Here is a 17,424-nt window from a genome sequence, read left to right as displayed (position 1 = left end):
TATGGGATTATTTGATCGATTATTTGGACAAGAAAAACAAGAGGAGCCTAGAGAAGAAGTTGTTGAAGAACTTGAAGTAGAGCAGTTGGTTTCTGAAAAGGACACTGAAGTATCTGAAACTGAATCAGTTGCACAAGAAACTGCTGTTGCAGAGGCTCCTGCGGAGAATGCAGACCTCTCAGCAGAGCAAGCAGCTCAGAAACAACGGACCTTAGACATGATGGCTCAGTATTATGCTGCCAAGAAAGCTGCTGCGGCTCGTGTTAAGGAAGCGCAGGAACAAGGTTTTGACCCTGCTATTCAAACCAAGGCCAAGGAAGAGCCTGTTGAGGAAGTTGCTCCAGTAGAGCAAGAAAGTGAGCAGGATAAGTACCAACGGACCTTGAAAAAAACTCGTACAGGCTTTGGTGCAAGGCTTAACGAATTCTTTGCCAATTTCCGTTCGGTAGACGAAGAATTTTTCGAAGAGTTAGAAGAAATGCTGATTTTGTCAGATGTAGGTGTACAAGTTGCTTCTACACTGACAGAGGAGCTCCGCTATGAAGCCAAGCTACAGAAGGCTAAAAAGACGGAAGAACTCCGTCGGGTCATCATTGAAAAATTGGTGGATATTTACGAAAAAGATGGCCAGTTCAGCGAGCAAATCAACATCCAAGACGACCTAACGGTCATGCTCTTTGTCGGTGTCAACGGTGTTGGGAAGACGACGTCTATCGGTAAGTTGGCCTACAAGTACAAGCAGGCTGGCAAGAAGGTTATGCTGGTTGCGGCGGATACCTTCCGTGCGGGTGCGGTGGCCCAGCTGGTCGAATGGGGACGTCGGGTGGATGTGCCTGTGGTCACTGGTCCTGAAAAGTCAGACCCAGCCAGCGTTGTTTTTGATGGGGTAAAACGTGCCGTGGCAGAAGGCGTGGATATTCTCATGATTGACACAGCAGGTCGCTTGCAAAATAAAGAAAACCTCATGGCCGAGTTGGAAAAAATTGGTCGCATTATCAAGCGCAGTTTGCCGGATGCACCGCATGAGACCCTCTTGGCACTAGACGCCTCAACAGGGCAGAATGCCCTCAGTCAAGCCAAGGAGTTTTCAAAAATCACACCGCTAACCGGTCTAGTATTGACCAAGTTGGACGGAACAGCCAAAGGTGGTGTGGTCCTTGCTATCCGTCAGGAACTAGATATTCCAGTGAAATTGATTGGTTTCGGTGAAAAAATCGATGACATCGGAGAATTCAAGTCTGAAGAGTTCATGCGTGGACTCTTAGGAGGATTGGTGTAATATTGAAAAAAGTCGTTAGTTGAAAAACTAGCGACTTTTTCTATCGGTATGCAGTAGGGAGTAAATGGCAATATCCACAATACCACGATTGTTTCGAGCGGCTTGTCGGAGAGTGCCTTCGTAGGTCATGCCGACTTTTTCCATGACACGACCAGAAGGACGATTTTCATTATCGTGAACAGCTGTAATCCGTAAACAACCAACTTCTTCCAGCAGAAAGCGAGTGACTGCTTCAAGGGCTTCTGGCATATAATTTTGTCCCCACCATTTACTGCCTAACACCCAGCCCAATTCAGCAGCCTGTACTCGTTCATCTAGACTGACGACGGAAATATCTCCAATGGGTTGCTGACTTTCTTTGTGTTCAATAGCCCATCTGTATGTTTTTTCCTGTGAATAGGATTGGATACAGAACTGGATGTAGTCTTCAGTATCTTGGAGTGTCTGATGAGTTGGCCAGGTCAGATAGGTGGTAACCTTTTCATCTGAAGTCCAGTTTTGGAAAACAGGCTCAACATCGCTTGCTTGAAAAGGGCGTAAGACTAGGCGTTGGGTTTCTAATACCTGAGTTCCTTTATGTTGCATCTCATTTCCTCCTCAATAATGCCTCAATCCAGTCTGGTGCATAGGCAGAAGTACAGCCTTTTGGTACCTTCATATCCGCATAGACTGCCAATTCCTGACCGATTGCAAGACTTTGTTTCAGATAATCAGGATAGGCAACTGCGATTTCCACCAAACACTGATTCATGGTCCATTGAACTAGCTCAGGTGCAGTTTGCAAATGTGTTTGAATGTAGTCCAATGTTTCTTCGATTTCAGCTTTTTCAGCTGACTTACTTGCAAAATATTTGGCCCGTAAAAACCAGCCTAGACGTTGAAAAACAGGCTCTTCCTTGTTCAACAATAATTCTTCCCATACCTCGCTGTCTTTCCGTTTGCTCAAGATAATAGAGGCCAATTTATCCAGTACATTGACAGAAACAGCTGCATCCAAACAGGTTTCAAGCCCTGCTGTTTCCAATTGATTTGGCTTAGTCTTGGCAATCTGAATGGCTAAATATTGGGCCTCCAAAACCTTTGTCTGCCAGAGGGAAGTAAAGAGTTCGAGTTGATTTTTGTAATTCTTAGCAATACCAGAAATGGCACCCATGGGAACGCCGTAGTAGGGCTGGATTTCCTGAGTTTTAGCATAGCGCTTGAGGGTCCCAGCGTGGCTAGAGTCTTCTAACTTTTCTAAAATTTCTTGAATAATTGTGTTCATAACATCTCCTAAAAAAACTGGATTGCTCCAGTTTTTCTTATCTTACAACAAGCCACGCTCACGATACCAAACATCCGGTGTCCAGACCCATTTTCTGCTGTAGCTGTCGAGCAAGTCGAAAGCAGCATCAGGTCCCATAGAACCGGCAGAATAGGTGTGAAGGGGAACTTGGTTGGTTTTCCAAAGTTCGACCACACGGTCAATCAAAGTCCAGCTGGCCTTGACTTCTTTCCAGTGGCTGAAGTTGGTCGAATCGCCATTCAAGACATCAAAGAAGAGTTTTTCGTAGGCCTCTGGCGAATTGCCCAGCGCTGTCGCATTGTGGCGGAAATTGAGTTTGGCAGGTGTAAGCGCAAAGCTTGAGCCAACTTCCTTACCATTGATGGTTAAGGCAAATCCTTCGGTCGGCTGGATGTAGATGGTCAATACATTGGCCTCAGATGGCTCGCCGAAAATATCTTCCGTATGCTTGAAGGTAATGGTCACACGGGTGCCTTTTTCAGTCAGGCGTTTCCCTGTGCGGAAGAAGAATGGCACGTCGCGGAAACGGTCTGTATCAACAAAGAACACACCGCCTGCAAAGGTTTCAGTTTGCGAGTTTTCAGCAATATTTGGCTCGTCGAGATAAGAAATGTAGTCCTTACCGTCGATGCTACCCGCAGTATATTGTCCGCGAATGAAGTTGCGTTTGAGTTCTTCGTCCGTTTGCTGACGCAAGTTTTGGAAAACCTTGATTTTCTCAGTACGAACGTCTTGTTCCTTAAAACTAGCGGGTTTGTCCATTGCTAGCAAGGAAAGAACTTGAAGAACATGGTTTTGAACCATATCTTTCAAGGCACCTGAATGGTCGTAGTAGCCCCCACGGTCTTCAACGCCGATAGATTCTGCAAAAGTAATCTGCACATTGTCAATGTGTCGGCGGTTCCAGACATGCTCAAAAATAATATTGGCAAAGCGCACGGCAAAGATATTTTGCACCATTTCCTTGCCTAGATAGTGGTCGATGCGGTAAATCTGGTCTTCGTCGAAGGCATCAGCCAGTTCTTCATTGAGCTTGGTTGCTGTTTCAAGGCTGGTACCGAATGGTTTTTCGATAATCAAGCGCTCAAAACCTTTACCGTTGATAATTTGCTCAGATTTAAGATGTTTAGCAATGGTTCCGAAAAATTCTGGCGCCATAGATAGAAAAAAGACCTTGTTATCCTGAGTGTCGTATTGCTGACCCAAATCTTCCTGCAATTTGCGCAGGGCAACATAATGCTCCGTATCGTTGACATCATGGCTTTGATAGTAGAAATGGCTGGCAAATTCGTGAGCTTGACGTGGTGTATCTGGTAAATCTTCCAAGGATTCGATGACAATTGATTCAAAATATTCCTTGGTCCAAGGACGGCGAGCAGTGCCGATAACGGCGAAATTTTCAGCCAAGTGTCCAGCCTTGTAGAGGCGGAAAAGTGATGGATAGAGTTTGCGTTTGGCGAGGTCGCCACTTGCACCAAAAATAGTAAATAATACGTGTGATGACATAGATAATTTCCAATCTGTTCAGTATAAAGTACATTATAGCATAAATTGTCAGAAAATTCACTTTTTCTTATTATTTTCTTCTTCGGAATCAGTTTCAGGCTCTGGGAATTCGACTTTTTCCAGCTGATCAAAGGATGCAAATTCTTCCAGCATCTTATCCAAATCATCTTGTCGTTTGTATGTTATGGCCATACGGCACCTCCATCTTTTTGTCGCTCATTTTATCTTCTTTTGCGTCATTAAGTCATCTTGCCGTATTCTGCGAATAATACATGCTGTCGCAAGTCTTATTTCAAACCTTGTACAGCTCACAGGACTATTGAAGCAAATACTAAAAGCAAACTGAACGACTTTGTCCTCATTATACTTTTTTTACCAAAAAATATCAAAATAATGAATAGTCATCCTGATTCAGAGCTTACTTTAATGACTGGTAAAGGTCTGGATTTTGGCAATAAAAGTGGTAGGTGACGCCCGCCTCGTCGTCAGTAAGAGGAATGACCACCGTTCCTTATCGGTTTTCACCAGGTTGGTCGTGAAGTGGGGTAGGGAAGAATTGGTGACAAGCTTCTGAAAGGCAAAGTCATTTTCCTGGACGAAAAATTTAGACTGGGGCATCTTGTCATAGCAAAGTTGTCTCCAAAAGCCCAGATTGGTCTTGAGCAGGAAATTGTAGCCATTTATCTCCACGAAAGTTACTGCTGACCGCTTGGCTAGTTCATAACTTTTGGTACAGCTATGGCTAGCTCCTCTCTAGAAAACGGCAGAGTAGGCAAGTCAGAGAGGGACTGGTCAAAAATATCAAAAATCAGTTGCTCAGGTCATTCTTCGATGGCTATTTCAAAGAGGAATTGCTTCAAACTGCAAGTCTGTCAAAAAAGAACGCATGGCAGAAAACTTCGCCATTTTCGATTTTGCCTTGACAGAAGACGACATAGCATCCATTCAGGAAATGGACACTGATACAAGTTTATTTATGGATCACAGAACTGTTGAGGCGGTAAAATTGTTCAAAGACTTTGTCGAAAGCAGAGGGATATAAATAGTACTTGAGGTCGGTTTAAATCGGCCTTTTTTCTACAATGTAAATCCTAGTTCATGGTATAATAGGTCTTATGAAGACAAGAATGACAGAATTAGTGGGTCTACTCAATCAGTATGCCAAAGAATATTATCAACTTGATAAACCAAGCGTGTCCGATGCTGAATATGACAAGCTTTATCGTGAATTGGTGGAATTAGAAAGTTCCCGCCCAGAACTGGTCTTGCCAGACAGTCCGACCCACCGTGTCGGCGGAAAAATCCTGGACGGTTTTGAAAAATACAGCCACGTTTATCCCCTTTTTAGCTTGCAGGATGCTTTTTCTCGTGAGGAGTTGGACGCCTTTGACCAGCGTGTCCGCAAGGAATTTCCAGGTGCCAGCTATATTTGTGAGTTGAAAATTGATGGTCTATCCATTTCCCTGACCTACGAGGCTGGCCAGCTGGTGGTCGGTGCTACCCGTGGAGACGGCAGTGTCGGTGAAAATATCACGGAAAACCTCAAGCGTGTGGCGGATATTCCGCTGACCCTGCCAGAGCCTATCGACATGACTGTTCGGGGCGAGTGCTACATGCCTAAGACTTCCTTTGAACGGGTCAATGCCCAGAGGCAGGAGGATGGTGAGGCTGAGTTTGCCAATCCTCGCAATGCTGCTGCAGGAACTCTCCGCCAGCTGGATACAGGTGTCGTTGCCCAGCGTAGACTCGCGACTTTCCTCTACCAGGAGGCCAGTCCGACAGAGGCGACCAGCCAGTCGGAGGTCCTTGACAAGCTGGACAGACTTGGCTTTGTGACCAACCACGACTATCAGTTGGCGGCTGATATGGACGCTGTTTGGGCTTTTATTGAAAAAATGGCAGAGCAGCGAGACAGTTTGCCCTATGAGATAGACGGTATCGTTATCAAAGTTAATGAACTAGCTGTCCAGGAAGAATTGGGCTTCACTGTCAAAGCGCCCCGATGGGCGGTGGCTTATAAGTTCCCAGCAGAGGAAAAAGAGGCGGAAATCCTGTCTGTCGACTGGACAGTCGGCCGGACTGGTGTGGTAACACCGACAGCCAACCTCAGCCCAGTTCAATTGGCAGGAACCACTGTTAGCCGCGCCACACTCCACAATGTCGACTATATTGCTGAAAAAGATATCAGAATCGGCGATACGGTTATCGTCTACAAGGCTGGTGACATCATTCCAGCAGTCCTCAAAGTCGTGGACAAATACCGAAATGACCAAGAACCGATGCCAATACCAACTGCTTGTCCAAGCTGTTCAGGTGACCTGCAGCATTATGAGGACGAGGTGGCCCTACGCTGTATCAATCCCCTTTGCCCAAGCCAGCTCATGAGCAAGCTAGAGCATTTTGCCAGCCGAGATGCCATGAATATTGCCGGCTTGGGGACTTCGATTGTAGAAAAACTCTACCAGTCTGGTCTGGTACATGATGTGGCAGACATCTACAAGCTGACAGTTGAAGATTTGCTGACCTTGGAAGGTTTCAAAGAAAAATCAGCTGAAAAACTCTATCAAGCTATTCAGGCATCGAAAGACAATTCAGCGGAGCGCTTGCTGTTCGGCTTGGGTATTCGCCACGTTGGTAGCAAGGCTAGTAAGATTTTGCTGACGGCCTTGGGTGATTTGGAAAATCTGGCACAGGCTGACTTAGAAACTATTTCTGGCCTAGAAGGTTTGGGACAGGTCATCGCCCAATCGCTGGTAACTTATTTCTCTAGCGAAGGTGCGCAGAAATTGCTGAGCGAACTGAAAGAAGCCGGTGTCAATCTAGCCTATTTAGGTCAACAAGTAGCGACGGATGCAGCTTTATCTGGCATGACGGTTGTCTTGACAGGTAAGTTGGAGCGGATGAAACGCAGTGAGGCAAAGGCCAAACTGGAGGCTTTGGGTGCTAATGTAGCTGGCTCTGTTTCCAAGAGAACCAATCTAGTCGTCGCTGGCGCAGATGCTGGAAGTAAGTTGGCCAAGGCCCAAGAATTAGGAATTGAAATAAGAGACGAGGTCTGGTTAGAGAGCCTCTAAGGAAATCATGGAAGAACAAAAACGTGCAAGATTGATTTATAACCCGACCTCGGGACAAGAAATCATGAAGAAAAATGTAGCAGAAGTGCTGAATGTTTTGGAAGGATTTGGTTATGAAACCTCTGCCTTTCAGACTACTCCAGAAAAAGATTCAGCTAAAAACGAGGCTAGACGGGCAGCCCTGGCTGGATTTGACTTGGTCATTGCTGCTGGTGGTGACGGCACTATTAACGAAGTAGTCAATGGCATTGCTCCGCTTGAAAAACGACCTCGTATGGCGATTATTCCAACGGGAACGACCAATGACTATGCCCGTGCCCTAAAGGTTCCACGGGGGAATCCAGTTGAGGCAGCCAAGTTGATTGGAAAAAATCAGACCATTTTAATGGATATTGGTCTGGCTAAGAACGTGAAGAACGGCTATTCCCAGGAGCATTACTTTATCAATATTGCTGCCCTGGGCACCTTGACTGAATTGACTTACAGTGTGCCTAGCCAGCTCAAGACCATGTTTGGTTACCTGGCCTATGTGGTCAAAGGGGCAGAGTTATTGCCGCAGGTCCAGTTTACACCGGTTCGTGTCCAACATGACAAGGGGATTTTTGAAGGGTCTGTCTCCATGATTTTTGTGGCCCTGACCAATTCTATCGGAGGCTTTGAGCAAATTGTACCGGATGCCAAGCTAGATGACGGCAATTTTACCCTACTCATGGTGAAAACAGGCAATCTCTTTGAAATTCTACATCTGATTCGTCAGGTCTTGGACGGTGGCAAGCATGTAGATAGCAATTTGGTCGAGTATATCAAGACCAGGAGCTTATCTATCAAGCACTTGGACAATTCCAGTCGCCTCTTGCTCAACCTAGATGGAGAGTTTGGTGGAGATGCTCCGGTCCATTTATACAATCTGGCCAATCATATCGAATTCTTTGCGGATACGGACTTGGTTTCAGACCATGCTATTACCCTGGATACTGAACAAATCAATCGTGAAAAAATGGCACAGCGATTTATTGAGGAAACAAATCATTTTGAAGTGTCAATTAAATAGGAAGAAAGGACAAAAGTGTCTTTTCTTTTTGATTAATTAAAGCGAATTAAACGCTTCCAATGACGGTATTTTCTTGACAAATAGATGTTTTAGGAGTATCCTTACATGGTATTAAAATTTTAAAAGGAGAATTCGTTATGAATTTAGGCGCATTGGCTTTAGGTTTAGCCTGTCTTGGTGTAAGTATTGGTGAGGGACTGTTGGTAGCTTCTTACCTTAGTTCGACTGCACGTCAACCAGAAATGCAAAGCAAGTTAATGGCTGGTGTATTCTTGGGTGTTGCCTTTATCGAGGGAACGTTCTTCGTAACCTTGGCTATGATGTTTGTCTTGAAATAGTAGAAAATAGAGAAATAGAAAAGGGGGGAACCTCCATTGGAAGAACATTTAAGTCCAACCCTTACCCTTGGTCCCATAACCTTTGACCTGACCATGGTATTGGTTTCTATTATAACCATTTCCGTTATTTTCTTACTTGTTTTTTGGGCCAGTCGTCGAATGGAACTGAAGCCAAAAGGAAAACAGAATGTTTTGGAGTACGTGTATGAACTAGTTATCAATTTTACTAAGGGAAATTTGGGTGATGAAAATGCAAAACGCTATGCACTTTTCTTCTTTACAGCCTTCACATTTCTTTTGGTTGCCAATAACCTTGGTTTGATGACAAAGATTGAAACCGCTCAAGGACACAATCTATGGACCTCTCCAACAGCCAATATGGCCTACGACTTTGGTCTTGCTACCATTGCAACGGTATTTTGTCATGTCGAAGGTATTCGTCGTCGCGGATTTAAGGAGTATTTGAAAGCATTTGTAACGCCATGGGCTATGACTCCAATGAATATTTTGGAAGAAGTGACCAATCTGGCTTCTCTTGCACTCCGTTTATATGGGAATATCTATGCGGGGGAAGTATTGGTTTCTCTCCTCTTGCAATTATCTCAAAAAGGCGCCTTCGTTTATCCTATCGCATTTGGCTTAAACGTCATTTGGACAGCTTTTTCTGTGTTCATCTCCTGCTTGCAATCCTATGTATTTGTCATGCTGGTGTCTATGTATTTGAACAAGAAAATTAGTGGTGAGGCAGAGTAAGAAAGGGAATATGAAAAGATGGTAACACTTATTGCAATGCAATCAAGTACAGTTTTGGGGAACTTTATTCTGGTAACAGCATCTTTTGCTGTCCTACTCGTCTTAATTCGCCTATTTGCGTGGGACAAGATTACTGGAATTTTTGAAGAACGTGCTACTAAGATTGCCAATGATATTGATAGTGCGGAAGAAAAATTAACGCAGGCTTCTAAGCTTGTACAACAGAGAGAAGATGAGTTGGTTCAAGGCCGTATCGAAGGTCAAAAAATCATTCAAGATGCTGTTGAACGTGCAAAATTAGAGAAGAAGCGCTTGTTGGAACAAGCTGATGTTGAAATTCAAGGTTTGAAACAAAAGGCTCAGCTTGAAATCGAGGCAGAAAGACGCGAAGCTCAAGAAAACCTGCATGTACAGGTAGCGGAGTTGGCAGTTGATTTGGCTGGAAAGATTATCTTGGAAGATTTGGACCAGCAGGCCCATAGTCAATTGATTGATCGTTATTTGGATAAACTAGGAGACAAGTAGATGAACGCTAGAGAAAATGCCCTGGTGCAAAAGTATGCTCTATCATTTGCTGAAAAAGTTAGTGATCATGAAGAGATTTGGGAAATGTATGACCAAATTTCAGCCTTGATTTCCATTATTCATGATAGTAAGCTCAATCGTCTCTTGTTGTCAGCGACTGTTTCTAAAGAAGAGAAGGCTGAATTTGTTCGGACTGTGCGTCAGTCCAGTTTTTGGCAAATCAATGACCTTATCGAAGATGTGATTCGAGATGGGCATGCTGATTTGCTCTTGGAAACACTGGAACGTGCTCAGCTACAAATTAGTAAGTTTAAAAATGAATTTGAGGCCCATGTGGTTTCAGTTTATCCGCTGACAGAAGAACAAAAAGAGCGTCTTCGTCGACTGATAGAAACACGTTTTTCTCTTCGTGTTCGTAGTATTGTTGAAGAGCTGAATAGGACTTTGATGGGAGGCTTTATTGTGACGGTCAACCACAAGGTCATTGATGCCAGTGTACGCAGTCAGTTGAATGACGTTAAGAAAAAACTTTAGAAAATAGAAAGTGGTGTTCTTTTGGTGATTAATGCACAAGAAATTAGCGCTTTACTAAAACAACAAATAGAGGGCTTTCAGCCTGATTTTGACTATACTGAGACAGGTGTAGTGACCTATATCGGTGACGGAATTGCTCGTGCTCAGGGTCTAGATAATGCCATGAGTGGCGAGCTTCTGATTTTTGAAAACGATACTATTGGTATGGCTCAAAACTTGGAGACCAATGACGTTGGTATCATCATTCTCGGAGATTTTACAGACATCCGTGAAGGCTCAGTGGTCCGTCGGACTGGTAAAATCATGGAAGTACCAGTTGGTTCAGGCTTGATTGGTCGGGTTATCAATCCGCTCGGTCAACCAGTTGATGGCTTAGGAGAAATCCGTACAACAAAGACACGTCCAGTTGAATACCCAGCTCCCGGTGTTATGCAACGTAAATCTGTTACAGAGCCTTTGCAAACAGGTTTGAAAGCCATTGATGCCTTGGTACCAATCGGTCGTGGCCAGCGGGAGTTGATTATCGGTGACCGCCAGACGGGTAAAACGTCTGTAGCCATTGACGCCATTCTCAACCAAAAAGGCCAAGATATGGTTTGTATCTACGTGGCCATTGGTCAGAAGGAATCAACGGTTCGTACACAGGTAGAAACCCTTCGTCAGTACGGTGCTTTGGACTACACAATTGTTGTAACAGCTTCTGCATCGCAACCTTCTCCGCTCTTGTTCTTGGCCCCTTATGCAGGTGTTGCTATGGCGGAAGAATTTATGTACGAAGGCAAGCACGTTTTGATTGTCTATGATGATTTGTCAAAACAAGCGGTAGCCTACCGTGAATTGTCTCTCTTGCTCCGTCGTCCTCCAGGTCGTGAGGCCTATCCAGGGGATGTATTCTACTTGCACAGTCGCTTACTAGAGCGCTCGGCTAAGGTATCTGATGAGTTGGGTGGAGGATCGATTACAGCTCTGCCATTTATCGAGACACAGGCAGGAGACATTTCAGCCTATATCGCAACCAACGTGATTTCTATTACCGATGGACAAATTTTCCTCAAGGATGACTTGTTCAACTCAGGTATTCGTCCGGCCATTGATGCAGGTTCTTCTGTATCGCGTGTCGGCGGTTCGGCTCAAATCAAGGCGATGAAGAAGGTGGCTGGTACTCTCCGTATCGACCTTGCTTCTTACCGTGAATTAGAGGCCTTTACGCAATTTGGTTCAGATTTGGATGCGGCTACGCAGGCTAAACTCAACCGTGGTCGTCGTACAGTCGAGGTTCTCAAACAACCATTGCACAAACCATTACCTGTTGAAAAACAAGTCTTGATTTTGTACGCCTTGACTAATGGTTATTTGGATTCAGTGCCGATTGATGATATTTTGACCTTTGAAGAAGAATTGTATGCTTATTTTGATTTGCATTACGATAACCTCTTGGAAGTTATTCGGTCAACCAAGGATCTTCCAGATACAGATGAGTTGAATGCGGCCATTCAAGCCTTCAAAGACCAGTCTGTCTTTAAGTAAAGGAGTGAAATATGGCAGGTTCTCTCAATGAAATCAAGTCAAAAATTACATCAACTAAGAAAACCAGTCAAATCACAGGTGCCATGCAGATGGTTTCGGCCTCAAAATTAGCTAAGTCAGAGCAACTAGCCCAATCCTTCCAGATTTACGCTAGCAAGGTTCGTCAGATTACAACGGACTTGTTGCATGGTGAATTGGTTGCATCTGATACTAGCCATCCTATGTTGCTCCGCCGTCCGATTCAAAAATCAGGCTATATCGTCATTACATCCGATAGCGGCCTCAAAGGATCTTATAATTCTAGTATCCTGAAGGCTGTTATGGGCATGATTGATCAAGACCATGACTCACCGGATGAGTATGCCATTATTGCTATCGGCAGTATGGGTGCGGATTTTTTCCGTGCGCGTGGTATCAATCCTGTCTTTGAATTGCGGGGAATTGCTGATAATCCTAGCTTTGAAGAAGTTCAAAAAATCATTTCCAAGTCTGTTGAAATGTACAAAAATGAACTGTTTGATGAATTGTATGTTTGTTACAACCACCATGTCAATAGTTTGACCAGTCAGGTTCGTGTGCAGCAGATGTTGCCAGTAGAAGATTTGGACTATCATGAAACAGATGGTTACACAGCTACCTTTGAGTTAGAGCCAAATCGTGAAGTGATTTTGGAACAGCTCTTGACCCAGTATGCAGAATCAACCATTTATGGTGCTATTTTGGATGCTAAGACGGCTGAGAATGCGGCTGGTATGACAGCTATGCAAACTGCGACAGACAATGCAAAAAATGTCATCAATGATTTGACCATTCAATACAACAGGGCTCGTCAGGCTGCAATCACGCAAGAAATTACAGAGATTGTAGCAGGCGCATCAGCCCTTTAGTAGTTTACTCGGACAAATCAAATTTCAGTAGACGACTAGATAGGAACCTAGTTTGTGTTTGATTGATTTGGGTAAAGAATAGAAATAGAGGAAATAAGATGAGTTCAGGCAAAATTACTCAGGTTGTCGGACCCGTTGTAGACGTTGCGTTTGCAGCTGAGGACAAGCTACCTGAGATTAACAACGCACTGGTTGTATATAAAAATGATGACTCCAAACAGAAAGTTGTGCTTGAAGTTGCTTTGGAGTTGGGGGATGGTGTTGTTCGGACTATCGCTATGGAGTCGACAGATGGTTTGACTCGTGGTATGGAAGTCTTGGACACCGGGCGTCCCATTTCTGTGCCAGTTGGTAAGGAAACCTTGGGTCGTGTTTTCAACGTTCTTGGTGATACCATTGATTTGGATGAGCCTTTTGCAGAAGATGCAGAACGTGAACCGATTCATAAGAAGGCACCAACCTTTGATGAATTGTCTACATCCAATGAAATCTTGGAGACAGGTATCAAGGTTATTGACCTCTTGGCCCCTTATTTGAAAGGTGGTAAGGTCGGTCTCTTCGGTGGTGCCGGGGTTGGTAAGACAGTTCTTATCCAAGAATTGATTCACAACATCGCCCAGGAACACGGTGGTATCTCTGTATTTACCGGAGTTGGCGAACGGACCCGTGAGGGAAATGACCTTTACTGGGAAATGAAAGAGTCTGGCGTTATTGAAAAAACAGCCATGGTCTTTGGTCAGATGAATGAGCCACCTGGTGCACGGATGCGTGTCGCTCTGACTGGTTTGACTATTGCGGAATACTTCCGTGATGTTGAAGGTCAGGATGTTCTCTTGTTCATCGACAACATTTTCCGTTTCACGCAGGCAGGTTCAGAAGTTTCGGCCCTTCTCGGTCGGATGCCGTCTGCCGTTGGTTACCAACCAACTTTGGCGACAGAAATGGGTCAATTGCAGGAACGGATTACGTCAACGAAGAAAGGTTCGGTTACTTCTATCCAGGCGATTTACGTACCAGCTGATGACTATACGGATCCGGCTCCAGCAACAGCCTTTGCCCACTTGGATTCGACAACTAACTTGGAGCGTAAATTGACCCAATTGGGTATCTATCCAGCCGTTGATCCGTTGGCATCGTCATCTCGTGCCCTGGCTCCTGAAGTTGTAGGAGAAGAGCACTATCAGGTAGCAATGGAAGTCAAACGTGTCCTACAACGTTACCAGGAATTGCAAGATATCATTGCCATTCTCGGTATGGATGAATTGTCAGATGAGGAGAAGACCTTGGTTGGTCGCGCTCGTCGTATCCAATTCTTCCTATCACAAAACTTCAACGTTGCCGAGCAGTTTACTGGTATGCCAGGTTCTTATGTACCGGTTGAGGAGACTGTCAAGGGCTTCAAGGAAATCTTGGATGGTAAACATGACCATTTGCCAGAAGACGCCTTCCGAAATGTTGGTTCCATTGAAGATGTCGTTGCCAAGGCTGCTAAAATGAGATTTTAGAGGTGGCTTATGGAACAAATGACTGTTCAAATCGTGACACCTGATGGTATCAAGTATGACCACCATGCAGCTTTTATTCTGGTTAAAACTCCTGAAGGAGAAATGGGTATCTACCCTGGCCACGAAGAACTGATTGCTGTACTGGAAATTGATGAAATCAAGGTTCGTCGTATTGACGATGAAAACCACGTTGACTGGATTGCTGTCAACGGTGGTATTATCGAGGTAAATAAAAACCAGATTACGGTCGTTTCGGATTCTGCTGAGCGGGAGCGGGACATTGATATTAGTCGGGCTGAACGGGCTAAATTGCGGGCCGAGCGTGAATTGCAAGAAGCGCAGACGACCCAAAATGCTGACTTGGAGAAACGGGCGACCGTTGCCCTCCAACGGGCTATCAACCGTATCCGTGTAGGGAAACACTAATAATAACTAGGAGACTGGACTTAAGTTCGGTCTCTTTCCTTTTTTCGTGGTATAATGGAAACATGGTGACATCAATTTTACAATTATTAAGTCATATACTTTTTATCTATTTGGCCCATCATCTTCTGGTGACAACCGTTGATTGGGCACGTTGGCTCAAGGTGACAGGAGACAATCAGCCAAAAATTAACTTGCTGATTTTATTTCTTGCAATTGCCCTGGGCTACCTGGTATCGACCTTCTTCCTGGAGTTAGTAATCATAGGTCGGTCTTTCAGTACGAATTTTGCATAAAGTAGAGGAATTTCATGGATAAAATTATTGTTCGAGGTCAGAAAGCTGCTCTCAAGGGTCAGGTTGAAATCGAAGGGGCTAAAAATGCAGTCTTGCCACTCTTGGCTGCTACTGTTTTAGCAAAAAATGGTCAATCTCGTTTTACCCAGGTACCGATTTTGTCTGATGTTTATACCATGAATAATGTGGTTCGTGGTCTCGGTGTTCGTGTTAAGTTTGATGAGGAGACTAAGACGGTCGATATTGATGCGACCGGTAAGTTGAGCTCAGAAACCCCTTACAAATACGTCAGTCAGATGCGGGCTTCGATTGTTATTTTGGGCCCAATTTTAGCGCGAAATGGCTATGCTAAGGTGTCTATGCCTGGTGGCTGCACCATTGGTAGCCGGCCGATTGACTTGCATCTCAAGGGTTTGCAGGCCATGGGCGCAAAAATCAAGCAACGAGCTGGTTATATCGAGGCGACAGCTGAGCGTTTGCAGGGGACAACGATTTACCTTGATTTCCCAAGTGTCGGCGCTACTCAAAACCTGATGATGGCTGCTACTCTAGCCAATGGAACGACTGTCTTGGAAAATGCTGCGAGAGAGCCAGAAATCGTTGACTTGGCTAACTTCCTCAATAAGATGGGGGCTAAGGTCAAGGGAGCTGGTACGGAAACGGTGACCATTCACGGTGTGGAGGAATTGACTGGTGCAGAGCATCCTGTTGTTCAGGACCGTATTGAGGCAGGTACCTTTATGGTGGCTGCTGCTATGACTGGTGGTGATGTCCTGGTCAAAGACGCCGTCTGGGAGCACAATCGACCCCTTATTTCTAAAATGCTTGAAATGGGTGTGGAAGTGACAGAAGAGGATGCAGGTATTCGTGTGCGTTCGCAGATTGAACAACTCAAGCCTGTGACGGTCAAAACCATGCCACATCCAGGATTTCCTACGGACATGCAGGCTCAATTTACGGCTTTGATGGCCGTTGCCAAAGGTGAGTCAACCATGATTGAGACTGTTTTTGAAAATCGTTTCCAGCACCTGGAAGAAATGCGCCGGATGGACGTTGTTTCAGAAATCTTGCGAGATACAGCGATTATCACTGGTGGTCAGCCAATTCAAGGTGCTGAAGTTATGTCGACTGATTTGCGGGCCAGTGCTGCTCTGATTCTAGCTGGACTTGTTGCTGAAGGTGAAACTATTGTTGGCCGTCTCAGTCATCTGGACAGGGGCTACTATCGTTTCCATGAGAAATTAGCTAGATTGGGAGCAGATATTGAGCGCGTGAGTGGAGAAGTAGAAAATGGATAAAGAACAGTTTGGGTATATCAAAAAACAATTATTGATTGTCTTGCTGGTCATCTTGGCCATGTTCCTTCTGTTTGCAGTGGGCTTGATGATTGGCTATGGCGTCATTGGTGATGGTGACAATATTTGGTCTGTCCTTTCGCCTGAAAAATGGCAGGAATTGATTAATAAATTTACAGGGAAGTAGGGTAGCCTACTTTCTTTTTGGAGAAATGATGAATAATAAAACGAAAAAACAGGCGACTAGTTTGCTGAGCCTGCTGGTGACTATTTTGGTGGTCGGCGGAGGTTACTTTTTTAATCAGCCGTCATCTACAAGTCAGGATTTGTCCTACTATGTCAATCAGTCCAGTGCAAGTCAATCAACACCCGACAAGGAGTTGGCGTCCAGTGTATTGACGGATGAGGCCAAGAAACAACTGGGTGGCTCTATCCAATGGAATGGGGCCGGTGCCTTCATTATTAATAATAATAAAACCAACTTGGATGCGTCAGTTTCCAGTATGCCTTATGCGGATAATAAGACCAAGCGGGTGCAGGGCGAGGAGATTCCAACTGTCGCTAATGCCCTCATGGCTAAATCTACGCGTCAGTACAAGGACCGTGATCAGACAGGCCAAGGGCGAACCTCCTGGACGCCGGCTGGTTGGCATCAGGTTCATGATTTGCCAGGAGAATACGACCATGCGGTGGACCGTGGGCACTTGCTGGGCTATGCCTTGATTGGTGGCTTAGATGGATTTGACGCCTCAACCAGCAATCCCAAGAATATTGCCACTCAAACGGCCTGGTCCAATCAGGCTTATGAGGATTATTCTACTGGGCAAAACTACTATGAAACAAAAGTCCGCCGGGCCTTGGACAAGAACAAACGTGTCCGCTACCGTGTCACACTGATCTATGCGGATGATGATGACCTGATTGCTCTAGGAAGTCACCTGGAGGCTAAATCGTCAGACGGTAGCCTGGAATTCAACGTCTTTGTGCCAAATGTCCAGAGTGGACTCAGTATCAACTACCATAGTGGTGAGATCACGGTGAATGAGTAAATAATCAGATGAATTCCTTCTTGATAAATCAAATATATCAGATGATTTTCGTAGAGAATCGTCTTTTTTTGTGCATAATTTTAAAATTTTTACAAAA

At 44.8% G+C, this 17,424-nt stretch carries 20 protein-coding genes and 1 pseudogene; 16 read left to right on the top strand and 5 right to left on the bottom strand.

What is annotated here, in order from left to right:
* Position 1: 1 nt before the first annotated feature.
* The gene (gene ftsY, locus ACHBIF_RS04890) at positions 2 to 1,279 is read left to right on the top strand and encodes a signal recognition particle-docking protein FtsY (RefSeq protein ID WP_394719032.1); all 1,278 of its coding nucleotides are present in this window, start codon (positions 2 to 4) and stop codon (positions 1,277 to 1,279) included.
* Between the two features lie 27 nt (positions 1,280 to 1,306).
* Here ftsY and ACHBIF_RS04885 read toward each other — a convergent pair whose 3' ends face one another.
* The 5 genes from ACHBIF_RS04885 to ACHBIF_RS04865 form a co-directional block, all read right to left on the bottom strand.
* Complete coding sequence (locus ACHBIF_RS04885) at positions 1,307 to 1,864, bottom strand: GNAT family N-acetyltransferase (RefSeq protein ID WP_105122200.1); 558 nt, start codon at positions 1,862 to 1,864, stop codon at positions 1,307 to 1,309.
* Between the two features lies 1 nt (position 1,865).
* Positions 1,866 to 2,543, bottom strand: a complete 678-nt coding sequence (locus tag ACHBIF_RS04880; protein ID WP_394719030.1) for a DNA alkylation repair protein — start codon at positions 2,541 to 2,543, stop codon at positions 1,866 to 1,868.
* A gap of 42 nt (positions 2,544 to 2,585) precedes the next feature.
* Positions 2,586 to 4,070: a glucose-6-phosphate dehydrogenase gene (gene zwf, locus ACHBIF_RS04875; RefSeq protein WP_394719028.1), complete on the bottom strand. Its 1,485-nt coding sequence runs from the start codon at positions 4,068 to 4,070 to the stop codon at positions 2,586 to 2,588.
* Between the two features lie 57 nt (positions 4,071 to 4,127).
* A complete protein-coding gene (locus tag ACHBIF_RS04870; RefSeq protein WP_318830488.1) occupies positions 4,128 to 4,262 on the bottom strand; it encodes an SPJ_0845 family protein in 135 nt (44 codons plus the stop codon).
* A gap of 231 nt (positions 4,263 to 4,493) precedes the next feature.
* On the bottom strand, positions 4,494 to 4,760 hold the full coding sequence (locus ACHBIF_RS04865; RefSeq protein ID WP_394719026.1) for a hypothetical protein: 267 nt from the start codon (positions 4,758 to 4,760) through the stop codon (positions 4,494 to 4,496).
* A 115-nt stretch (positions 4,761 to 4,875) separates the two neighbouring features.
* Here ACHBIF_RS04865 and ACHBIF_RS04860 point away from each other — a divergent pair.
* The 15 genes and pseudogenes from ACHBIF_RS04860 to ACHBIF_RS04790 form a co-directional block, all read left to right on the top strand.
* Positions 4,876 to 5,112: pseudogene (locus tag ACHBIF_RS04860) on the top strand (aldo/keto reductase); the annotation flags it as partial.
* Between the two features lie 73 nt (positions 5,113 to 5,185).
* A complete protein-coding gene (gene ligA, locus ACHBIF_RS04855) occupies positions 5,186 to 7,144 on the top strand; it encodes an NAD-dependent DNA ligase LigA (protein ID WP_394719024.1) in 1,959 nt (652 codons plus the stop codon).
* A gap of 7 nt (positions 7,145 to 7,151) precedes the next feature.
* Positions 7,152 to 8,195 (top strand): diacylglycerol kinase family lipid kinase, encoded by a 1,044-nt coding sequence (locus ACHBIF_RS04850; protein ID WP_105111673.1) that lies wholly within the window; start codon positions 7,152 to 7,154, stop codon positions 8,193 to 8,195.
* A 137-nt stretch (positions 8,196 to 8,332) separates the two neighbouring features.
* Positions 8,333 to 8,533: a F0F1 ATP synthase subunit C gene (locus ACHBIF_RS04845; RefSeq protein ID WP_105109681.1), complete on the top strand. Its 201-nt coding sequence runs from the start codon at positions 8,333 to 8,335 to the stop codon at positions 8,531 to 8,533.
* A gap of 36 nt (positions 8,534 to 8,569) precedes the next feature.
* Complete coding sequence (gene atpB / locus ACHBIF_RS04840; protein WP_105160070.1) at positions 8,570 to 9,286, top strand: F0F1 ATP synthase subunit A; 717 nt, start codon at positions 8,570 to 8,572, stop codon at positions 9,284 to 9,286.
* A gap of 18 nt (positions 9,287 to 9,304) precedes the next feature.
* Positions 9,305 to 9,811, top strand: coding sequence for a F0F1 ATP synthase subunit B (atpF, locus tag ACHBIF_RS04835; RefSeq protein ID WP_105111675.1), 507 nt, complete (start codon positions 9,305 to 9,307; stop codon positions 9,809 to 9,811).
* A complete protein-coding gene (locus ACHBIF_RS04830; protein WP_105111676.1) occupies positions 9,812 to 10,345 on the top strand; it encodes a F0F1 ATP synthase subunit delta in 534 nt (177 codons plus the stop codon).
* A gap of 21 nt (positions 10,346 to 10,366) precedes the next feature.
* Positions 10,367 to 11,872: a F0F1 ATP synthase subunit alpha gene (gene atpA / locus ACHBIF_RS04825; protein ID WP_394719020.1), complete on the top strand. Its 1,506-nt coding sequence runs from the start codon at positions 10,367 to 10,369 to the stop codon at positions 11,870 to 11,872.
* Between the two features lie 11 nt (positions 11,873 to 11,883).
* Complete coding sequence (locus ACHBIF_RS04820; RefSeq protein ID WP_105111678.1) at positions 11,884 to 12,759, top strand: F0F1 ATP synthase subunit gamma; 876 nt, start codon at positions 11,884 to 11,886, stop codon at positions 12,757 to 12,759.
* A gap of 98 nt (positions 12,760 to 12,857) precedes the next feature.
* Positions 12,858 to 14,264 (top strand): F0F1 ATP synthase subunit beta, encoded by a 1,407-nt coding sequence (gene atpD / locus ACHBIF_RS04815; protein WP_105111679.1) that lies wholly within the window; start codon positions 12,858 to 12,860, stop codon positions 14,262 to 14,264.
* A 9-nt stretch (positions 14,265 to 14,273) separates the two neighbouring features.
* Positions 14,274 to 14,690, top strand: a complete 417-nt coding sequence (locus tag ACHBIF_RS04810) for a F0F1 ATP synthase subunit epsilon (RefSeq protein WP_105111680.1) — start codon at positions 14,274 to 14,276, stop codon at positions 14,688 to 14,690.
* A gap of 62 nt (positions 14,691 to 14,752) precedes the next feature.
* The gene (locus tag ACHBIF_RS04805; RefSeq protein WP_105111681.1) at positions 14,753 to 14,983 is read left to right on the top strand and encodes a DUF1146 family protein; all 231 of its coding nucleotides are present in this window, start codon (positions 14,753 to 14,755) and stop codon (positions 14,981 to 14,983) included.
* 14 nt (positions 14,984 to 14,997) lie between these two features.
* Positions 14,998 to 16,281, top strand: a complete 1,284-nt coding sequence (gene murA / locus ACHBIF_RS04800; RefSeq protein ID WP_105122207.1) for a UDP-N-acetylglucosamine 1-carboxyvinyltransferase — start codon at positions 14,998 to 15,000, stop codon at positions 16,279 to 16,281.
* The gene (locus ACHBIF_RS04795; protein ID WP_105111683.1) at positions 16,274 to 16,465 is read left to right on the top strand and encodes a DNA-directed RNA polymerase subunit beta; all 192 of its coding nucleotides are present in this window, start codon (positions 16,274 to 16,276) and stop codon (positions 16,463 to 16,465) included. Before murA ends, ACHBIF_RS04795 begins: the two co-directional genes overlap by 8 nt.
* Positions 16,466 to 16,493: 28 nt before the next feature.
* Positions 16,494 to 17,327 (top strand): DNA/RNA non-specific endonuclease, encoded by an 834-nt coding sequence (locus ACHBIF_RS04790; RefSeq protein WP_105111684.1) that lies wholly within the window; start codon positions 16,494 to 16,496, stop codon positions 17,325 to 17,327.
* Positions 17,328 to 17,424 lie beyond the last annotated feature (97 nt).

The sequence above is a fragment of the Streptococcus sp. A11 genome (assembly GCF_043674225.1).
Taxonomy (GTDB): Bacteria; Bacillota; Bacilli; order Lactobacillales; family Streptococcaceae; genus Streptococcus; species Streptococcus suis_V.
This window is presented reverse-complemented; position numbering and strand designations above follow the sequence as displayed.

Coding starts and splice junctions, on each gene's coding strand:
- ftsY (WP_394719032.1), top strand. CDS start 2: ATGGGATTATTTGATCGATTATTTGGACAAGAAAAACAAGAGGAGCCT.
- ACHBIF_RS04885 (WP_105122200.1), bottom strand. CDS start 1,864: ATGCAACATAAAGGAACTCAGGTATTAGAAACCCAACGCCTAGTCTTA.
- ACHBIF_RS04880 (WP_394719030.1), bottom strand. CDS start 2,543: ATGAACACAATTATTCAAGAAATTTTAGAAAAGTTAGAAGACTCTAGC.
- zwf (WP_394719028.1), bottom strand. CDS start 4,070: ATGTCATCACACGTATTATTTACTATTTTTGGTGCAAGTGGCGACCTC.
- ACHBIF_RS04870 (WP_318830488.1), bottom strand. CDS start 4,262: ATGGCCATAACATACAAACGACAAGATGATTTGGATAAGATGCTGGAA.
- ligA (WP_394719024.1), top strand. CDS start 5,186: ATGAAGACAAGAATGACAGAATTAGTGGGTCTACTCAATCAGTATGCC.
- ACHBIF_RS04850 (WP_105111673.1), top strand. CDS start 7,152: ATGGAAGAACAAAAACGTGCAAGATTGATTTATAACCCGACCTCGGGA.
- ACHBIF_RS04845 (WP_105109681.1), top strand. CDS start 8,333: ATGAATTTAGGCGCATTGGCTTTAGGTTTAGCCTGTCTTGGTGTAAGT.
- atpF (WP_105111675.1), top strand. CDS start 9,305: ATGGTAACACTTATTGCAATGCAATCAAGTACAGTTTTGGGGAACTTT.
- ACHBIF_RS04830 (WP_105111676.1), top strand. CDS start 9,812: ATGAACGCTAGAGAAAATGCCCTGGTGCAAAAGTATGCTCTATCATTT.
- ACHBIF_RS04820 (WP_105111678.1), top strand. CDS start 11,884: ATGGCAGGTTCTCTCAATGAAATCAAGTCAAAAATTACATCAACTAAG.
- atpD (WP_105111679.1), top strand. CDS start 12,858: ATGAGTTCAGGCAAAATTACTCAGGTTGTCGGACCCGTTGTAGACGTT.
- ACHBIF_RS04810 (WP_105111680.1), top strand. CDS start 14,274: ATGGAACAAATGACTGTTCAAATCGTGACACCTGATGGTATCAAGTAT.
- ACHBIF_RS04805 (WP_105111681.1), top strand. CDS start 14,753: ATGGTGACATCAATTTTACAATTATTAAGTCATATACTTTTTATCTAT.
- murA (WP_105122207.1), top strand. CDS start 14,998: ATGGATAAAATTATTGTTCGAGGTCAGAAAGCTGCTCTCAAGGGTCAG.
- ACHBIF_RS04795 (WP_105111683.1), top strand. CDS start 16,274: ATGGATAAAGAACAGTTTGGGTATATCAAAAAACAATTATTGATTGTC.
- ACHBIF_RS04790 (WP_105111684.1), top strand. CDS start 16,494: ATGAATAATAAAACGAAAAAACAGGCGACTAGTTTGCTGAGCCTGCTG.